Origin of the sequence: Desulfosceptrum tomskiensis, assembly GCF_049818055.1 — a bacterium.
Taxonomy (GTDB): Bacteria; Bacillota; Desulfotomaculia; order Desulfotomaculales; family JASEER01; genus JBFLVT01.
Map to the genome: position 1 here is coordinate 1,224,815 of NZ_CP187479.1, position 17,397 is coordinate 1,242,211.

Here is a 17,397-nt window from a genome sequence, read left to right on the forward strand (position 1 = left end):
TTCCTGTTCAGATCAGTCCGAGGGCCTTTAAACTGGTATATCTATTATCTCCAATGATGATATGGTCTAGGATGGAGATGCCGATCACTTCTCCCGCTTCAACCAGTTGTGCCGTTAAATCAAGGTCCTGCTGGCTCGGCGTGGGATCCCCGCTCGGGTGGTTGTGCGCCAGGATCAGGGCCGCCGCGCTTCTACGAATGGCACTCTTGAAGACCTCGCGGGCGTGCACGTTCGTCGCGTTCAAGGTCCCCACTGATATGCGTTCCCTGGCCAGGACCTGGTTCTTGGTATTGAGGACCAGGGCCAGGAAATGCTCCCGGTCCAGGTGGCGCATTTCCGGCATCAGGAGCTGCGCCGCCTGCTCGGGGGTGCGGATGGTGACACGCTGCTCGGCCGGAGCGGTAGCCAGGCGATAGCCTATCTCCAAAGCCGCCTTGATAACCACGGCCTTTGCGGAACCTACGCCCCTGACCGAAGCCAGTTCCTCAAGGCTCGCCTCCAGGAGCTCCCTGGCGCCGCCGAAACGGCTCAGCACTTGCTGCGCCAGTTCGAGGGCGCTCGTGCGCTGCGTGCCGGTACGAAGCAGGATCGCCAACAGTTCAGTATCCGAGAGGGCCCCCGGTCCCATCTTGACCAGCCGCTCCCTCGGACGCAGTTCCTCGGGCATTTGCTTGATTGTCAGGGAGTACTCGACGGACATCAAACCAACCCTTACCCGACCACCCCGCTGCCGCCGCAGACAGGAGGTCGTAGTCGAAGATGCGGCACATTTCGGCCAGCCGTACCAGCGGCAAGCCGACAACGTTAGTGTAACAGCCTTCTATCCGGGTCACGAAGAGAGACCCGAGTCCCTGGATCGCATACGCCCCTGCCTTGTCCGCCGGCTCACCCGTAGCTGCATAGGTACTAATCTCCTCTTCCGTCAGGTGGCGGAAATGGACGACCGTCCGTTCGTGACTTACTGCCGCTTTACCGGTTGCAGCGTCGATAACGGCCACCCCGGTGTATACCTCGTGGCTTGTCCCTTCCAGCTCCCTCAGCATCGACCGTGCCTCGGCTTCGTCCCGGGGCTTGCCCAGGATCTTCCCCCGCAGGACGACCACGGTATCGGCGCCGATCACCAGCCCCTCCGGCGTCCTTTCGGCCACGGCACGGGCCTTTCTGAGAGCCAGTTCCTCGACCAACGGGGCGGGACGTTTCGAAAAACCAAGGGATTCGTCGACATCCGCGACGACGACCTTGAACGAAACACCCAGCCCATCCAGCAGTTCCCGACGGCGCGGGGATGCGGAGGCTAAAACAAGCGGAACGGCCATCGTCCCTAGATCCTTGTATAGACAAGGTATCCCAACAGAAAACCCAGGAGCGTTGCGGGGTTGATCACGGCAGAAAAGCCAAAGGTGATGGTGAGGAAACGGAGATCAAGCACACCGGGCCGTAGCCCGACAGACCAACTGTGCTGGAGAAAAGGGAAATGGGGGGCGAAGATCTGTCCCAAGCCCGTCCCCACGATGCCGCCGATGATCAGGAGCGTGACAAGAAGCCATCCGCTTTTCCGCTCGCGCTGCAATTTGGCCACAAAAATCCCCCCAAAAGCCCTTTTGCCTCCTCCAGTTTAGCATTGATACAAAGAATTTGACAAGCTTACTATCGTATTCAGTTTTTACGTATCTTTCCAACAAAGATTAACATACAAGATTGTACATTTTCTATTCCTGCTTCAGCCTGACGATCATCTCGACTTCCACCGGGGCTCCGAGGGGAAGTTCGGTCACCCCGACCGCCGACCTCGCATGGCGCCCGGCCTCGCCAAATACCTGCTGGATAAACTCCGAAGCCCCGTTCAACACCTGGGGCTGGGCGGTGAAACCCGGGGCGGAAGCTACATACCCCGTGACTTTAACGACTCGTTCCACCCTGTCCAGGCTGCCCGCGAGGCTGCGCACCACCGCCAGGCAGTTAATCGCGCACAAACGGGCGGCCTCCGCCCCCTGCTCCACGGTGAGCTCATCCCCGAGTTTCCCGCAGAACTGCAGCTCTCCTTTGGCCAGAGGCAGTTGTCCCGAAGTATAGATCATATTGCCGGCCATAAGGCCAGCCACGTAAGCCCCCACCGGTTTGGGGGCTTCGGGAAGGGTAACGTTGAGGGCAACAAGCCTGTCCTCATACGACATAGCAACCAATCCTTTCTTTTTAGGAAGCTTCAGTCCTATTGTACACCTCCCGATCCCTTCCAACACCCCAAATGCCAAAATAAACGGGGTTTTCGGGATATTTGTTCGCAATTCCCGAATGGCCCCGCACTCAACTCGAAGAGCCGTTACATCCGGGGTTACCGTCAATCTCCGAGACGCTAAAAGCTTGGATTACCTGCAACCGACTTACCCAATTGAGTGCTGGAACCTGATCGCTAACTGTCAAGTTCTGCTTAATCCGTCAGGATTCAGCTAATGTACGTATCCCGCCGTAACCAGCGCCGCATAGACGATGTAGAACGAAAGCCCCATGGCGACCATCATCCACCCGTTCAAACAGCGCCTCCTGCCGACCCACCGGTAGGCTAGCAAGGCGGAGACGAGGGCCAGGACGGCGCTCAGGCATGCAGCCGGAGTCAGGTGCCATGACGTAAAAGCAATGCCTATGCTGGGGACAACCGAGCTTTGGAAGACCATAGCCCCCGTTACGTTGCCCACGGCAAGGGTGTCCTTCCGCTCCTTGATCCAGATAATGCTGTTGGTGAGTTCAGGAAGTTCCGTGGCGACCGGGGCAACCAGGAGGGCGAATACGAAGGGGGCAATGCCGAATTGATAGGATAGGGTGCCGATGCTTTCCACAAAGACCTTGGCTCCAAAGACAATCATCGTGAAGGCCACTATAACCTGCCCCGTGACAAGCGCGAGCGGGGGATCCAGCACTCGCGGCGCCACCGCGAGCGGCTGCAGATTGTCGGACGTCCCGCAGCGCTCTCCCTGCGTAAGGGCGCAGGCCACAAAACACGCGTAGCCGCCCAGCAGTAAAGCGACGACATAGATCCTGTACTCCTGGGGAAGAAAAGCAGCCGTAACGGCAAGCATATAGGCTCCCAGAAAAAAACCCAGGTCTCGCCTGGCCAGGGCCGGTTGCGGTCGAACGTACGCCCTACGCTCGCGGTTGACGAGAATGGTCGTTCCGCCGATAACAACAAAACCCATGGTGGCAAGCATAAACGGCGCCCCGAGAATGGCGCCGACGCCTACTTCTTCTCCAACGCCGCCCCCGCCCAGGAGGATAGCCACAACAGGAATCATCGTTTCGGGAAGGGCGGTCCCCAGGGCGGCAAGGATGCTGCCGACGGCACCTCGGGCCAGCCCCAGCTTTGTTCCCAGCCACTCAACCCCGTTAGTGAAAAACTTGGCGCCCGCAAGGATGACCAAGGCGGCCAGCACCAGCGACAGATAAACCACGGCAACCTCTCCCACAAAACAACAGTCTGTACACTTTATGACCGCCATTTTGCGGGTAGAACCCGGGTGGATGTACACCCATGAGGCCGAGGAATAAAGGCGGGGTAGGGTCTAAAAGAAAAGAACGAAAAAAGAACGAAGCCTACCCGAACCAAGGGCAGGCTTCCCCAAAACTCGGGCGTCGAGCCCTAACTCAACAGCGCGCGCATGATGGCAGCCACAAAGAGGATGCAACCGTCGACATCGAGGGGTAACGTCATGGTCTCGCCGTTTTCACGGTTAACGACGTTGAGAAGGACTCCCTCGCCGTATTTCAGTTCCATCACGCAGTTATCCTTGGGAGACTGCAGTTTGAGAACGTAATCCTCGTCTCCCAGAGGAGGGGCATCCGCGGGCCGTCCGGCGCCCCACGCGTTGCAAACGCTCAAGTAAGAGAGCAGTTCCCTGGCCAGGACAACGCTGTCCGCAAAAGACAGGGTGAAGTTGAGGGCCCTCTTATCCTGTTTAATGTAGTAATAAATGTCGTGAGCAACGGTATCGAGGTCCACGGTCGTCCCGTCAGCAAGCTTCACCACGTTTTCCGATTCGATAAACTGGTGTTTCAAGATACTCATCCTCCTTTATTAACCTTAACAGTCCCGGATTTTACAAGAATTTCGCGTGCCCGGCCGACAAGGTAGAGCGAGCCGGTAACCACCATAAGGCCGCCGGGACCCGATAATTTTCGCGCGACAACAAGAGCGTCCTCTACCTTCTCGACGGCTGCTACCGGCAGCCCCAGGCCGCCGACGACCCGGGCGACTTCATCCCAATGGCCGGCCCGCGGCCCGGGCGGCCGGGTCACAACTATCCCACCGGCTATCTTCGCCAGACTGTGAACCATTTCCTCCCTTGCCTTATCGTCGAGTATACCCAATACAACTACAGCCTTTTCACCGGGAAAACGGGAAGCCACGGCTTCGGCGAGCGCGGCCGCCCCGGCGGGGTTATGGGCCCCATCGAGCACGACAGGGGGCTTTCCGGGAACAATCTCGAACCTTCCCGCCCACGCCAGGGCGGCCAGGCCGTTGCGAACGTGCCGCTCACTGATAACCCAGCCCTTTTCCTGAAGTACCTCGAGGGCGGCGACGGCGCAGGCGGCGTTCGTTCTCTGGTGCCGCCCCCAAAGCGGCAGGCGCAGGTCCCGATACCTTTGCCGGCGGCCGCAAACGACAAGGAACGGGGGCGCACCTGCAGCCGGTTGCTCGGACCAGGTAACGTCCCGGCCCACAACTACAAGAGGGGCGTCCAGTTCCCTGCACCTGCGGGCGATAACCTCCAGAGCTTCGCCCTCCGCCCCTGTCACCACAGGAACGCCGCGCTTGATGATCCCCGCTTTCTCCCCGGCCACTTCCCTCAGGGTATGCCCCAGGATTTCCGTATGATCCAGGCTGACATTGGTGATCACGGCAACCTCGGGAACGATGACGTTGGTGGCGTCAAGACGGCCTCCCAGCCCGACCTCCATAACGGCGAGGTCCGCCTTGTTCCGGACAAAACACAAGAAAGCGGCGGCCGTAAGCGCCTCAAACTCGGTCGGCGCCGCACCCTCCCGGGCCAAGGCCTTGAGATCAGGCAGCAGCCCTTCCAGGAGAAAGGCCAGTTCATCGTCGGCGATCGCCTCGCCGTTGACACGGTAGCGTTCGGTGTAGGAATGGAGGTGAGGCGAAATAAAACTGCCCGTCTTGTAACCGGCATCCTGCAGCACGGCCTCGATCATCACCGTCACCGAACCTTTGCCGTTGGTGCCGCCGACGTGCACAAAGCGCGTTTCCGCCTCGGGGTTGCCGAGGCGGGCAAGAAGGCGCCGCACCCTCTCCAGTCCTAACTCCATTCCTGTTCCGCAGATGCTTCGGATCTCCTCGATAACTCCTTCTAAATTAGTCAAATTTGCGACACCTCAAATAATCCCGATCACTCAATCCACGGCCCTCAAAATCTCGGCCTTCCTCGGAGTCCGACGAGCGACGTCCAAAGAATTTGCAGTTCCCGAAAACTTGATTAGGGCTACCGGCAACTTAACTGCCTAGTTGAGTGCCGGGGGATTCCTACTACGACTTACGGTCGAAAAGCCCCGCACCTTACATGGCGGGGCTTTTCTTCAGTATAGCCAGGCGTTGTGCAACGGTCTCCTGCTTGATACGGTAATCCTCCAGTTTTTGTCGCTCCTTCTCCACCACATCGGCGGGGGCCTTGGCTACAAACCCCTCGTTATCGAGCTTGCCTTCGAGGCGAACCACTTCTTTTTGCACGTTGGCTAATTCCCTCTCTAACCGGGCGATTTCCTGCGGGATATCAATCAGCCCTTCCAGCGGGACATAAATTGTTATCCCGCCGACCACAGCCTGTGCCGCCTGGGACGGCTCGGCCGCCAAATCCCTTGTGATTTCCACGTCACCCGAGGCCAAGTCGGAGATGTAGGACCGCCAGTGCCCCACCGTTTCTCTCTTCCCGTCTTCGGGCACCACCAGGATAATCTCCGCGCGACGCGCAGGGGGGACGTTCATTTCGGCCCTCAAGCTACGGATGGCGCGGATGACGCTGATAATCAGCCGCATGTCCTCTTCCGCGCCTCTGTCGACCTGCTCGACCCGCGCCTTGGGCCAGGGAGCGTGCATGATGGTTTCGCCCTCGTGCGGAAGGTTCTGCCAGATCTCCTCGGTAATAAACGGCATAAAGGGATGGAGCAGTTCGAGCGTTCCTTTTAGGACGTTGACCAGGACGTGCTGGGCCGTGGCGCGCTCCTCGGGCATCCCCCGGTAGAGCCGCGGTTTAACCAGTTCGATGTACCAGTCGCAAAACTCGTCCCAGATGAACTCGTAGAGCACCCCGGCCGCTTCCCCCAGCTCGTAATCTCGGATAAAAGCGTCCACGGCCCCGGCCACCTGCTGGAAGCGGCTGACAATCCAGCGGTCGGACAGGTCAAGGCGCTGCGGTTGGAACCGGGGGTCGTATCCTTCAAGGTTCATGATCACAAAACGAGAGGCGTTCCAAAGCTTGTTGGCGAAATTGCGCGCACCTTCGAGTTTCTCGAAGTGGAAACGCAGGTCGTTACCGGGGGTATTCCCCGTAACCAGCATGAAGCGCAGAGAGTCTGCGCCGTATTTCTCGATGACCTCGAGCGGGTCGACGCCGTTCCCCAGCGACTTCGACATTTTCCGACCAAGGGCGTCCAGGACCAGGCCGTGAATGAAGACCTCGCGGAACGGGACCTCACCCATGAACTTCAGCCCGGAGAAAATCATGCGGGCGACCCAAAAGAAGATGATGTCCCGGCCGGTCACCAGCACCGAGGTCGGGTAAAAATGCTTTAATTCAGGTGTTTCTTTGGGCCAGCCCAGGGTGGAGAAGGGCCATAGGCCCGAAGAAAACCAGGTGTCCAGGACGTCGGGGTCCTGGACCACCTTGTCCGCCCCGCAGTTCGGGCAGGCGGCCAGGTCGTCCTTGGATGCCGAGGCCTTGCCGCATTCCCGGCAGTACCACACGGGGATGCGGTGACCCCACCACAGCTGACGGGATATGCACCAGTCGCGGATGTTCTCAAGCCAGTTCAGGTAGACCTTCGTGAAGCGCTCGGGAACAAACCTCGTCCTTCCTTCCTTGACGGCCCGGATCGCCGGCTCGGCCAGCGGTTTCATCCGTACGAACCACTGCTTGGAGATCATCGGCTCTACGACCGTGTTGCAGCGGTAACAGTGCCCGACGGCGTGCTGCAGGTCCTCGATGCGCGCCAACAATCCCTGTTCCCCGAGGTCGGCGAGGACCTTCTGGCGGCATTCCCAGCGGTCCATCCCCGCATACGGTCCGGCTTCAGTCGTCATCACGCCGTTGGTGCCGATAACCCGTATTTCGGGCAGCTTGTGCCGGCGCCCGATCTCGAAGTCGTTCGGGTCGTGGGCCGGGGTGATCTTCACAGCCCCGGTGCCGAACACGGGGTCAACGTAGTCGTCGGCAATAACGGGGATGACGCGGTTCATCAGCGGAAGCACGACTTCCTTGCCGACGAGGTGGCGGTAACGCTTGTCCTTCGGATGGACGGCGACGGCCGTGTCGCCGAGCATCGTCTCCGGGCGCGTAGTGGCGACCGTGACGAAATCACGCCCGTCGGGAGTAGGGTACTTGATAAAGTAGAGCTGGGCCTGCACGTCAAGGTGCTCGACCTCGATGTCTGAAATGGTCGTGGCGCAGTGGGGGCACCAGTTGACGATGTAGTCGTCGCGGTAGATCAGGCCCTGTTCGTAGAGGCGGATAAAGACTTCCCGGACGGCCTCCGAGCAGCCCTCGTCCATCGTGAAGCGCTCGCGGTCCCAATCGCAGGAAGCGCCCAGGCGCCTTAACTGGCTGGTGATGCGGTTACCGTAGGTCTCCTTCCAGGTCCACACGCGTTTCAGAAAAGCCTCACGACCTAGGTCGTACTTGCTCAGGCCTTCCCTGGCCAGCTGTGCTTCGACCTTGGCCTGGGTGGCGATGCCGGCGTGGTCGGTGCCGGGCAGCCAAAGGGCGTTGTAGCCGGACATGCGCCGCCAACGGGTCAGGACGTCTTGAAGGGTATTGTCCAGGGCATGGCCCATGTGCAATTCCCCGGTCACGTTCGGAGGGGGCATGACAATGCAAAACGGCTCTTTGTCCGGCTCGACCTCCGCGTGAAAGTATTTATGCTCCTCCCACCAGCGGTACCATTTCCCCTCTACCTTTTGAGGATCGTAGGCCGGCGGCATTTTCGTAATCCCCAAGAATTTCCCTCCCTGCTTCGTTATCCAAAATCTTAATGAGCGGCGCTATGAATGTCAACATTACGCACTCCTAGAGGGGCCTGACAGGAACGTTACACGGTACTGGCGCCCCAAGCCTAATGGATGTAGACGCTGCCGTCGGAACTGATCTGGCCCCTCAGCAGCCTAACCAGGTATACAGAGGTCTCGTCCGGTTCCTCCAGGCTCGAAACTTCGTCGGCCAGTTCGTCCATGCCCCGCTCGGCGTTGCGTATGACCAGCGTCCAGGGCTGGAACTCGGCGGAATCGTGGATCAGGTCCTGTAATTCACCTGTCGGCACCGGCGCATTGGTTACCAGCGCCACCATGCCCTTACGCCTGATCAGAGGCAGATAGTGCCAGGCATCCATGGGAATGGCCAGCGCTACCGATTCTTCGACGTCCCATCCTATTTCCAGGACAACAACGTACTTATCCTCGCCGAAACGGAGCACATCCCAGGAAAACCAGTAGTCTATAACTTCCCCGTTTACCAGCCGGGTAAACAGCGGCCCCAGTTTCTCATCGAGGCTTGAAACAAAGAAGACCACTGTATAATCACTCTCAAAAATCATGTCGGGGATAACAACCTCTTTCTCCGGCAACCCTCATCCCCCCCCTGGCATATTTGCCCTTCAGAACTAGTAATTATGAAAAAGAATCCACAGCGGGGTTTCCACAGTCCCCAAAGGCGGTGTTTGTATGCGCACAAAACTGCTCTACATCTCCGGCTGCCTGGCTACGCTGTTAATCGCGGGCCTGGCGTTTTACTTTTTTCAGCAACGTGAACCCGCAGGGCAAATTCATCTTAGAGTATATGAATCCGGGCACGAGATGGCTAACCTTCCTCATTATATTGCCGCTTCTCTCGGTTACTTCTCCGACGAGAATCTCGCTGTCTCGCTGTTCAACGCCAAGGATGACCCGGCGGCTGAGGACCTGCAAAAAGCCGGCGTCGTGATCCTGCCGCCCGAAAAGGCGTGGGAAAAGAAGATGCATGCCTTCGCCCAGATGACGCATTTTGAGCCGGGATTCCTGCTCGCGCGCGAACCAATGTCGTCGTTTGCCTGGAGCAGCCTTAAAGCCAAGATAGTTATCGGCGGCGACCCGGACAGCACCCTGGAGACGACTTTTGAAGCCATCCTCAAGAAGGAAGGGCTGCGGCCTCAGACCGACGTAACCATCGTCCAGAACCTGCCGGCGAAGTTACGACTGGGAGCCTTCCTTGCCGGATCAGGTAATTTTATTCTGCTCAGGGACCCCCAAGCCCAGCAACTGCAACTCGCGGAGCAAGGATACGTCGTCGCCTCGCTGACGCCGGCCGGAAACGTCCCCGCACAAATCTGCGCTGCCAGCCCCGGCTTTATCAGCCGCAACAGCGAAGCACTCGTGCGGTATACCCGCGCCATTGCGCGGGCGCAGTCCTGGATAGCGGCGCAAAACCCCCGCGACATAGCCGTCGCAGCGGCGTCCTTTTACCCGTATCTCGACCTCGATACCCTGACGGCCGTTATCGAACGGCACAAGGAAAACGATCTCTGGGCAAAAACGCCGGCGATCGACCCCAAACAATTCGCGGCCTTGCAAGAGATTATGTTCAAGGCCGGGGAACTGGCCAAACCGATTCCGTTCGCCCGCGTCGTCCGACCCGAAATCGCGGCTGAAGCGCTGAAATCCCTGGCATCGACCAAGAATCAGTAATGTTTGCAGTGCGGGAGCTCTTCTATCAAGCGATTTACCGAACGCCAGCGGTAAAAACCGCCGGCCTCCGTACCGCTATCCTGAAAAACAACAAAGGGCGAGAAAAGTTTCGCCCTTTGTTGTCTTATTCCTTCTATAACGTTCCTTTAGCCAACTAGTCAGCTATCTAGTTAGACACCGCGGGAGCCGGTATCGACTCCTGGTAACCAGCCACTTCCGGCACCGGAACCGGCACCGGGAGACTAACTTCGGGCTCGTCTTCCTTGGGAAGCAGGGCCGTCTCCATCACCTGGTCCATGTGCTCCACCAGCACAAACTCCAGCTTGGAAGCGACGTTGGACGGGATATCCTCCAGGTCTTTCTTGTTTTCCACCGGCAGGATGACCGTTTTGACCCCGGCACGGTGTGCTGCCAAAACCTTCTCCTTGATCCCTCCCACCGGAAGAACCCGTCCCCGCAGCGTGATCTCGCCGGTCATGGCCACGTCGTGCCGCACCTTGCGTCCCGAAAGAGCCGAAGCCAACGCGCAGGCCATGCTGATGCCGGCCGAGGGACCGTCTTTGGGCGTCGCACCCTCGGGCACGTGGATATGGACGTCGTATTTTTCGTTAAAGAACTCTTCGATGCCGAGCGACTTGGCCCGGCTACGCAGGTAACTGTAGCCGGCCTGCGCGGACTCGCGCATGACGTCGCCCAGCTTGCCGGTAAGGGTCAACCCGCCCTTGCCCTTGCAGACGGCGACCTCGATCGCCAGCGTGTCTCCGCCGACCTCGGTCCATGCCAGTCCTGTCGCTACGCCGACCTGGTCGTCTCGTTCGGCTATGCCGTAACGGAAGCGGGGGATGCCCAGGAACTGTTCGATGTTCTTAACATTTACCCGCACCTGGGTGGCCTTCTTGGCTACGATTTCCTTGGCCGTCTTCCGGCACAGGGCGGCGATCTGGCGCTCCAGGCTCCTGACACCGGATTCGCGCGTGTACTCGCGGATGATCCGGCGCACCGCATTCTCGGAAATGGTCAACTGTTGTCCGGTCAGGCCGTGTTCTTTAAGCTGTTTCGGGATAAGGTGACGAATCGCAATCTGCACCTTTTCCTCTTCGGTATAACCCGAAATATAAATGACTTCCATGCGGTCGAACAGCGGCCGCGGGATATTGTACGGGTAGTTCGCCGTCGTGATGAACATGACGTTCGAAAGGTCGAACGGGACCTCGATGTAATGGTCACTGAACGCGCTGTTCTGCTCCGGGTCCAGCACTTCCAGCAGCGCCGAAGACGGGTCGCCACGGAAGTCCATGCTCATCTTGTCGACCTCGTCGAGCAGGAAGACAGGGTTTTTCGACCCGGCAGTACGCATGCCCTGAATGATCCGTCCCGGCAACGCGCCCACGTACGTACGCCTGTGCCCGCGGATCTCGGCCTCGTCGCGCACGCCGCCCAGCGAGATGCGCACGAACTTGCGCTCCAGAGCCCGCGCAATCGAACGGCCCAGCGAGGTCTTGCCGACACCTGGGGGTCCGACCAGGCACAGGATGGGTCCCTTCATCTTCTTGGACAGCTTGCGGATAGCCAGGAACTCCAGGATGCGCTCCTTGACCTTCTTAAGGCCGTAGTGGTCCTCGTCAAGAATGGCTTCAGCCGCCGCGATATCGATCCGGTCCCTGGTCCCTTTGGTCCAGGGGAGGGCCAGGAGCCAGTCGAGGTAGTTGCGGACCACCGTGGCCTCGGCCGCCATCGGAGGCATCTTCTCCAGCCTTTCGACTTCTTTTAGAGCCTTCTCTTCTACTTCCTTGGGCAGCTTGAGGGAGGCGATCTTCTCCCTCAATTCCTCGGTTTCCGCCTGGCGCTCGTCTTTCTCCCCAAGTTCGCGCTGGATGGCCTTGATCTGCTCGCGCAGGTAATATTCCTTCTGCGTTTTTTCCATCTGCTTGCGCACGCGGATGTTAATCCGCCGCTCAAGCTCCACGATTTCAAGTTCCCTGGCCACAATGGCGCACAGGCTTTCCAGCCGCTCGGCGATGGGGACAGCCTCAAGCACAACCTGCTTTTCCTCAATGCGCAGCGGCAGGTGCGAAGCGATAATATCAGCCAGGCGTCCGGGCTCCTCGATGTTAACCACCGAAACCACGGTTTCCGGCGGAATCCGTTTGGATAGCTTGACATACTGCTCAAACTGGCTCACCAGGTTGCGCATCAGGGCTTCCAGCTCGGTGGTTTTAACGAAATCCTCGAAATACTGCTCCAGTTCCACCTGGAAAAACGGCTCGGTGGCCACGTAGTCGATAATCCGGGCCCTGGCGATACCCTCGACAAGCACGCGGATCGTGCCCCCGGGCAGTTTTAAAAGCTGCTTGACCTCGGCAACAGTACCGACATCGTAGATGTCCTCGACATCGGGACTATCGGTCTGAGCCTCCTTCTGTGTAGCCAGAAAGATGACCCGATCGTGAATCATCGCTTCTTCTATGGCCTTAACCGATTTTTCACGGCCCACGTCCAAGTGAATGACCATATAAGGAAATACGAGAATTCCCCGGAGAGGAAGCAACGGTAAAACCCTTCTGGTCGAATCCAAACGGGGCACCTCCTTCTAACTGTGGGTACTTCAACTGCTGCAGACAGTGCCGGGACAAATATCAGATTAATTCTAACATAAACAGTTAACGAGGAACCATAGCAATAGTTGTCTGGAACCCGCAAATAAACCCTGCGTTCTCAGCTTTTGCAGTTCTCCAACCCTTTTTCCAACAACATCCTACCGGGTGTTTGGACATTTCGTATGGCTAACCCCCCTTTTGTATTTAATGAAAGGGCAGCTGAACATGTTTCCGAAAGAACTTGCGAAAAGTGGAAAGGCCTGGGGCTGCCTGAATAAAAGGATACACGCAAAAAGAAGAGGAGAGCGGCGGCTCTCCTCTTCTTGAATAGTAAACAGACCTTTTTTATTTTTTTAGCGTATCGAGGCCCATTCCCTGGCCCTCGTCACGTTGTCCGTAAGGATGGCCCCGGCCAGGACCTCGTCCAGGGTTTTGACAGGAATGACCTCGATCCCCCGCATTAACGAAAAGAGGTCCTGGTAATTCTCGTGAGGAACAAAGACCTTTTTGATCCCCGCCTTCAAGGCGGCGTCGACCTTGGCGACGATCCCTCCCACCGGCTTTACGCGTCCATGAATGGAGACCTCGCCCGTCATGGCAACCTCGTTGGATACGGGAACGTTGACGGCTGCCGAATAGATGGCCGTAGCGATGGCGACTCCCGCTGACGGGCCGTCCACCGGCGTCCCGCCGGGGAAATTGACGTGGATGTCGTAGTTGGCGGGATTCAACTTGACCGAGCAGCGCAAAGCGGTCAAAACGTTCTCCACCGCGCTCCGGGCCAGGCTCTTGCGCCGGATGGCCCGCCCCGCCCCGTTGATCTGCTCTTCGTCGACCACCCCGGTCACCGTCAGCTTGCCCTTGCCCTTAACCACCGGAATGGCCGTAGCCTCGATTTCCAGCAGCATCCCGGCATTGGGCCCGTAGACGGCCAGACCGTTGACCTGCCCGACCGCCGGCTTCTTAGGCGCCTGCTTGTCGGGACGGGGCGTGTACTGCCCGCTCTGAATGACCCACTCCACGTCGACGACCCTGACCGTATCGCGGCCCTCGGTGAGGGCGACCCCGGCCGCCAGCTGGACGATGTTGACGGCCTCCCGCCCGTTGGTAGCGTACTTCTTGATGATCTCAACAGCACCGTCTTCCAGAACAAAATTGATTTTCCTTACGGCGTTGAGGGCGATGACGGCGACGTCGTCCGCCGAGAGAGGCCGGAAGAAAATCTCCATGCACCGCGACCGGATGGCCGGGGGAATCTCGTGGGGCATCCGAGTGGTGGCCCCGACCAGGCGGAAGTCAGCGGGCAAACCGTTTTGAAAGATGTCGTGAATCCAGTTCGGGACGTTGTGGTCCTCGGGGTTGTAGTAGGCGCTCTCCAGGAACACCTTGCGGTCTTCGAGGACCTTAAGGAGCTTGTTCATCTGGACGGGATGCAGTTCACCGATTTCGTCGAGAAACAGGATTCCCCCGTGGGCCTTCGTAACCGCACCGCATTTCGGCTGAGGGATTCCGGCCATGCCCATCGGTCCGGCGCCCTGATAAATGGGGTCGTGGACCGAACCGATCAGGGGATCGGCGATCCCCCGTTCGTCAAAGCGGGCCGTAGTGGCGTCGATTTCGATAAACTTGGCGTCATCCCTGAAGGGAGAATGTTTACTCCGCTTGGCCTCTTCCAGGACGAGCCTTGCAGCCGCAGTCTTACCGACACCGGGCGGGCCGTACAAAATAACGTGTTGAGGGTTGGGGCCGCAGAGGGCGGCGCGCAAAGCCCGGAGTCCCTCATCCTGGCCGATGATTTCGGCGAACGATCCGGGGCGGGTCTTCTCGGCCAAGGGTTCGGTCAGGGATATGGCCCGCAGTGCCCGCAACCGCTCGATCTCCTTCCGGGATTCCTTCTCGACGGCAACCTTGCTTCCTTGCTGGCTCTTCAACAGGTTCCAGAAATACAGGCCGATGATTACTCCGAAGAAGACCTGTATAATCGTGATTATTCCGGGTATACTGGCGAATTCGTGCACTTCTTGGCCTCCAGTACTTTTTCTTCCTCATTATTAAGTATGACAAGATCGGCGACCTTTTATATCGCTGGGCCGGTAAAAAGCCCGAGGAACTTCGTTCATCCTCGGGCTTCTTTATTGTACGGCTGTACGGCGTTTAATTTCGTATCATTTACTCAAGCTGTTTTCCAAGGAAGTTGGCCGCTGTTTCAGCCAGCTTCTGTTCAATCTCAGTCATCTGGGCGTTCTTGCCCAGCAAGATCACGCACCCGGCCGCCCGGCCGCCGGCCAGAATGGGAGAGATGACCGCCGAGGTATACTGGTTCATAATATCACGGGGACCTACGAGGGGGGCTTCGTTTTCCTTAAAGCCGCGGCCGATGTTCTGTACGACTGTTTCCTGCCGTTCCATGGCTTGTTCGGCAATCGGTCCGAGGCTCTGGTTGACCAACTGCTTGGATCCCCCTGCTACGGCAATAACGGAATGCTCATCGCAAATGCAGGCGGTATGTGAGGTTGATTCATACAAGGAGTCGGCATATTCCTTGGCATAGGTGGCAAGGTCCCCAATAGGCGAATACTTCTTAAAGATAATTTCGCCGTCTCTGTCCGTAAAAATTTCGAGCGGGTCGCCATCTTTAATACGCAAGGTTCGCCGAACTTCTTTGGGTATCACGATACGTCCCAGATCGTCCATACGACGAACGACACCTGTGGCTTTCATTGAAGCACCTCCCGCTTTTGGCAAATAGTATTTCTGCGGAGAAAGTAAACTATGCTCTCCTAAATTCTAGTACGGCTGTACCTTTTTGCCCCCGCGCGAAGCCCGCCTATCGAACGTAACCATTAATAATGTTGCAATTCAAACTTTGGCTCGGCGAAGAGTGGCGCTGTAAAGCTGACTTTTTAAGTTAGGAATTGCGTTTGGTGGAAGAATTGATTTCTGCAAAACGATATTACCAGCATATTAGTTGGCGAATGAGCGCACTCTATGGCTAGAAGGAGGTGAAAATAAATGCCGCGGAATACGAACCAGCCCGTTAAAGCTGGCGCTGCTCAGGCTCTGGACCAGATGAAGTACGAGGTTGCCGCTGAGCTGGGTCTCGGAAATTACGCTCAGATGAACAAGGGTGACCTCCCCAGCCGCGTAAACGGTTACGTCGGCGGGAATATGACCAAGAAGTTGGTGGCCTTTGCGGAGCAAGCTCTTGCCCAGGGTAACATCGGTGCCATCACCAATGCCGCCCCGCTCGAGCGGCCCCAACAGTCTTAACTTCCCCTGACATCCTGTAAATACGGAAACCTTGGGAGAACAGGCGGTGGCCGCCGTCCTGTTCTCTTTCTTCTGTCAGCTGTCAGCGGGCCAAGGGCAGCCACCAGCCCGCCGGCCCTTGTGTAGGAGACACCCCAAACAAAAAAGGCGGTCGTCACAACCGCCCCCCTGGGTAGCATAATTTTTAGCAGCCTAAAGCGCCGGTAGTTTGTCGCGGAGCTTTAGCGTCACTTCCAGGTCCGGCTCCGACATAAGCCACGCAAACCCGAACTTCAACAACGCCACATCGTCCTGCAGTTCCTCTTTCCCGACCCGGGACACCTCAAAAGCTTCAAGGAAGACGGGGTCAAACACAAATTCCCTGAAGCGATCGACATCGTAACAGGCCATATAAACGAGCCGGCGCAGGTGACGGTCCAGGAAATCCAGTCCCGTAAGCTTGAACCGGCCCGGCAGCTGTTTAAACAGGGCTTCGACTTCCTCGTAAACGTCCAGGCCCTGGTCGGCCATCCATCCGGTCACGGTCCACTCCTCCGGCTCGTTGAGCCCCAAGCAAAATGCGCTGTCAAAAACAAAGGTATAGGTCTCCGGGCCTTTAATGTCCACCGGCGCCATGCGGCAGGACCAGGGCCGCTCGTCGTAAACCCGGCAACCTTCCGGGCCAACAAAAGGACACCTCAGGTCCTCCCCTTCCCTCATCTTCAACTGCACCAGCGGGATCCCGGCTTCGTGGGCCAAAAGAGTGTATTCCTGCAGAAATTCGCTGGAAGACACGCCCAGCTTTCTCTTCAAGCGCAACACGTCGTAGGGCGACAGGAAAATGTTCACGTCCCTGCAGCAACTGCCAAAACAGGCCAGCCCTCTGTGACAGGAAAAACAGAACCTGCCGTCGGCCGATAGAATGGAGTCTCTTCCCTGCTTGCCGTTTATCGTCGTCCAGCCCCCTTACCCGATCGTTGGTTAAACAGACAGCCGATTCGTTTTCTATCTTACTTAACCCGGACCCTTTTGTCCACCGGCCTTGATGCGGAACCCACAGCTTACTGGCATATTCTGGATTTTGAAGCATAGGATTTCTTAGAAAGGGAGGGGACTGCCCGTGATAAACATTTTAACAAGAATGATCGAGGCGTTAAAAACGCCGGCCGAGAAGATAAGGATGCGCGTTAAACTTCTGTTGAGACGTAAGGACGTGCTTATCCCCGGCATCGATACCGAGGAAAGCCAGGTCGTGATCACCGTCCGCCAGGCCGTCGCCGAACTCCGCGAGGCCGAAGAAGCCTTCCATGAAGTCGACCCCCACCATCAGGAGGCCGCTTTTCTGCGCCTGGCGTGCACCCGCGAACAGTTGAACAACCTCTTCGTCGAGGCCAAGGCTGAAGGCGTTACGGCTAAATTCGTCTACACTTGCAAGGGCCGGGAAAACGGCAGAAATTATCTTTATTGCTAGATTGTTTCGGGATGCCGGAGGGCTTCCCGAAACGTTCCCCCTCTTTCTCGCCCTGTTTTTTGCCAAGCACTCCCCTCCTTTCGTACGGCTACTATTATTAAGCTTCCCTTTGATAAGCCCGACTTGCCTGACTTCCTTTTCCACGT

General features: G+C 57.8%; 16 protein-coding genes. 3 read left to right on the top strand and 13 right to left on the bottom strand.

Translation table 11 applies throughout. The features are described 5' to 3' along the window. Positions 1 to 7: 7 nt before the first annotated feature. From radC to ACPV0M_RS06275, 9 genes are all read right to left on the bottom strand, one after another. Entirely contained in the window at positions 8 to 700 is a 693-nt protein-coding gene (gene radC, locus ACPV0M_RS06235) for a RadC family protein (protein ID WP_425622080.1), read from the bottom strand. Beyond that, positions 600 to 1,316: a Maf family protein gene (locus tag ACPV0M_RS06240; protein ID WP_425622081.1), complete on the bottom strand. Its 717-nt coding sequence runs from the start codon at positions 1,314 to 1,316 to the stop codon at positions 600 to 602. The genes radC and ACPV0M_RS06240 overlap by 101 nt, the downstream gene beginning before the upstream one ends. Positions 1,317 to 1,321: 5 nt before the next feature. Next, positions 1,322 to 1,579: a DUF4321 domain-containing protein gene (locus ACPV0M_RS06245; protein WP_425622082.1), complete on the bottom strand. Its 258-nt coding sequence runs from the start codon at positions 1,577 to 1,579 to the stop codon at positions 1,322 to 1,324. Positions 1,580 to 1,709: 130 nt separating this feature from the next. Further along, entirely contained in the window at positions 1,710 to 2,174 is a 465-nt protein-coding gene (locus ACPV0M_RS06250; RefSeq protein WP_425622083.1) for a RidA family protein, read from the bottom strand. A gap of 273 nt (positions 2,175 to 2,447) precedes the next feature. Next, positions 2,448 to 3,443, bottom strand: coding sequence for a sodium:calcium antiporter (locus ACPV0M_RS06255; protein WP_425622084.1), 996 nt, complete (start codon positions 3,441 to 3,443; stop codon positions 2,448 to 2,450). A 188-nt stretch (positions 3,444 to 3,631) separates the two neighbouring features. Next, positions 3,632 to 4,048 (bottom strand): hypothetical protein, encoded by a 417-nt coding sequence (locus ACPV0M_RS06260; protein WP_425622085.1) that lies wholly within the window; start codon positions 4,046 to 4,048, stop codon positions 3,632 to 3,634. Positions 4,049 to 4,053: 5 nt separating this feature from the next. Then, positions 4,054 to 5,370, bottom strand: a complete 1,317-nt coding sequence (locus tag ACPV0M_RS06265) for a bifunctional folylpolyglutamate synthase/dihydrofolate synthase (protein ID WP_425622086.1) — start codon at positions 5,368 to 5,370, stop codon at positions 4,054 to 4,056. 193 nt (positions 5,371 to 5,563) lie between these two features. Next, positions 5,564 to 8,200, bottom strand: a complete 2,637-nt coding sequence (locus ACPV0M_RS06270) for a valine--tRNA ligase (protein ID WP_425622146.1) — start codon at positions 8,198 to 8,200, stop codon at positions 5,564 to 5,566. A 131-nt stretch (positions 8,201 to 8,331) separates the two neighbouring features. Further along, positions 8,332 to 8,838: a hypothetical protein gene (locus ACPV0M_RS06275; RefSeq protein WP_425622087.1), complete on the bottom strand. Its 507-nt coding sequence runs from the start codon at positions 8,836 to 8,838 to the stop codon at positions 8,332 to 8,334. 97 nt (positions 8,839 to 8,935) lie between these two features. Between ACPV0M_RS06275 and ACPV0M_RS06280 the strand changes: the two genes are divergently transcribed. Beyond that, on the top strand, positions 8,936 to 9,934 hold the full coding sequence (locus tag ACPV0M_RS06280; RefSeq protein ID WP_425622088.1) for an ABC transporter substrate-binding protein: 999 nt from the start codon (positions 8,936 to 8,938) through the stop codon (positions 9,932 to 9,934). A gap of 166 nt (positions 9,935 to 10,100) precedes the next feature. On the opposite strand, the gene lon is transcribed toward ACPV0M_RS06280, so the two are convergent. The 3 genes from lon to ACPV0M_RS06295 form a co-directional block, all read right to left on the bottom strand. Beyond that, positions 10,101 to 12,446, bottom strand: coding sequence for an endopeptidase La (gene lon / locus ACPV0M_RS06285; protein WP_425622147.1), 2,346 nt, complete (start codon positions 12,444 to 12,446; stop codon positions 10,101 to 10,103). 438 nt (positions 12,447 to 12,884) lie between these two features. After that, positions 12,885 to 14,549, bottom strand: a complete 1,665-nt coding sequence (gene lonB, locus ACPV0M_RS06290) for an ATP-dependent protease LonB (protein WP_425622089.1) — start codon at positions 14,547 to 14,549, stop codon at positions 12,885 to 12,887. 151 nt (positions 14,550 to 14,700) lie between these two features. Next, a complete protein-coding gene (locus ACPV0M_RS06295; protein ID WP_425622090.1) occupies positions 14,701 to 15,252 on the bottom strand; it encodes a stage V sporulation T C-terminal domain-containing protein in 552 nt (183 codons plus the stop codon). 291 nt (positions 15,253 to 15,543) lie between these two features. Between ACPV0M_RS06295 and ACPV0M_RS06300 the strand changes: the two genes are divergently transcribed. Further along, the gene (locus tag ACPV0M_RS06300) at positions 15,544 to 15,801 is read left to right on the top strand and encodes a small, acid-soluble spore protein, alpha/beta type (protein ID WP_425622091.1); all 258 of its coding nucleotides are present in this window, start codon (positions 15,544 to 15,546) and stop codon (positions 15,799 to 15,801) included. 192 nt (positions 15,802 to 15,993) lie between these two features. On the opposite strand, the gene ACPV0M_RS06305 is transcribed toward ACPV0M_RS06300, so the two are convergent. Next, positions 15,994 to 16,629 carry a YkgJ family cysteine cluster protein gene (locus ACPV0M_RS06305; protein ID WP_425622092.1) on the bottom strand — a complete coding sequence of 212 codons (636 nt, stop codon included), beginning with the start codon at positions 16,627 to 16,629 and terminating at the stop codon, positions 15,994 to 15,996. A gap of 271 nt (positions 16,630 to 16,900) precedes the next feature. Here ACPV0M_RS06305 and ACPV0M_RS06310 point away from each other — a divergent pair, with 271 nt between their 5' ends. After that, complete coding sequence (locus ACPV0M_RS06310; RefSeq protein ID WP_425622093.1) at positions 16,901 to 17,251, top strand: hypothetical protein; 351 nt, start codon at positions 16,901 to 16,903, stop codon at positions 17,249 to 17,251. The last annotated feature ends 146 nt before the right edge of the window (positions 17,252 to 17,397 follow it).

What these genes read in the sequence shown, in the direction of transcription:
- radC (WP_425622080.1), bottom strand. Translation starts at nt 700, where the DNA reads ATGTCCGTCGAGTACTCCCTGACAATCAAGCAAATGCCCGAGGAACTG.
- ACPV0M_RS06240 (WP_425622081.1), bottom strand. Translation starts at nt 1,316, where the DNA reads ATGGCCGTTCCGCTTGTTTTAGCCTCCGCATCCCCGCGCCGTCGGGAA.
- ACPV0M_RS06250 (WP_425622083.1), bottom strand. Translation starts at nt 2,174, where the DNA reads ATGTCGTATGAGGACAGGCTTGTTGCCCTCAACGTTACCCTTCCCGAA.
- ACPV0M_RS06270 (WP_425622146.1), bottom strand. Translation starts at nt 8,200, where the DNA reads ATGCCGCCGGCCTACGATCCTCAAAAGGTAGAGGGGAAATGGTACCGC.
- ACPV0M_RS06280 (WP_425622088.1), top strand. Translation starts at nt 8,936, where the DNA reads ATGCGCACAAAACTGCTCTACATCTCCGGCTGCCTGGCTACGCTGTTA.
- lon (WP_425622147.1), bottom strand. Translation starts at nt 12,446, where the DNA reads ATGGTCATTCACTTGGACGTGGGCCGTGAAAAATCGGTTAAGGCCATA.
- ACPV0M_RS06295 (WP_425622090.1), bottom strand. Translation starts at nt 15,252, where the DNA reads ATGAAAGCCACAGGTGTCGTTCGTCGTATGGACGATCTGGGACGTATC.
- ACPV0M_RS06300 (WP_425622091.1), top strand. Translation starts at nt 15,544, where the DNA reads ATGCCGCGGAATACGAACCAGCCCGTTAAAGCTGGCGCTGCTCAGGCT.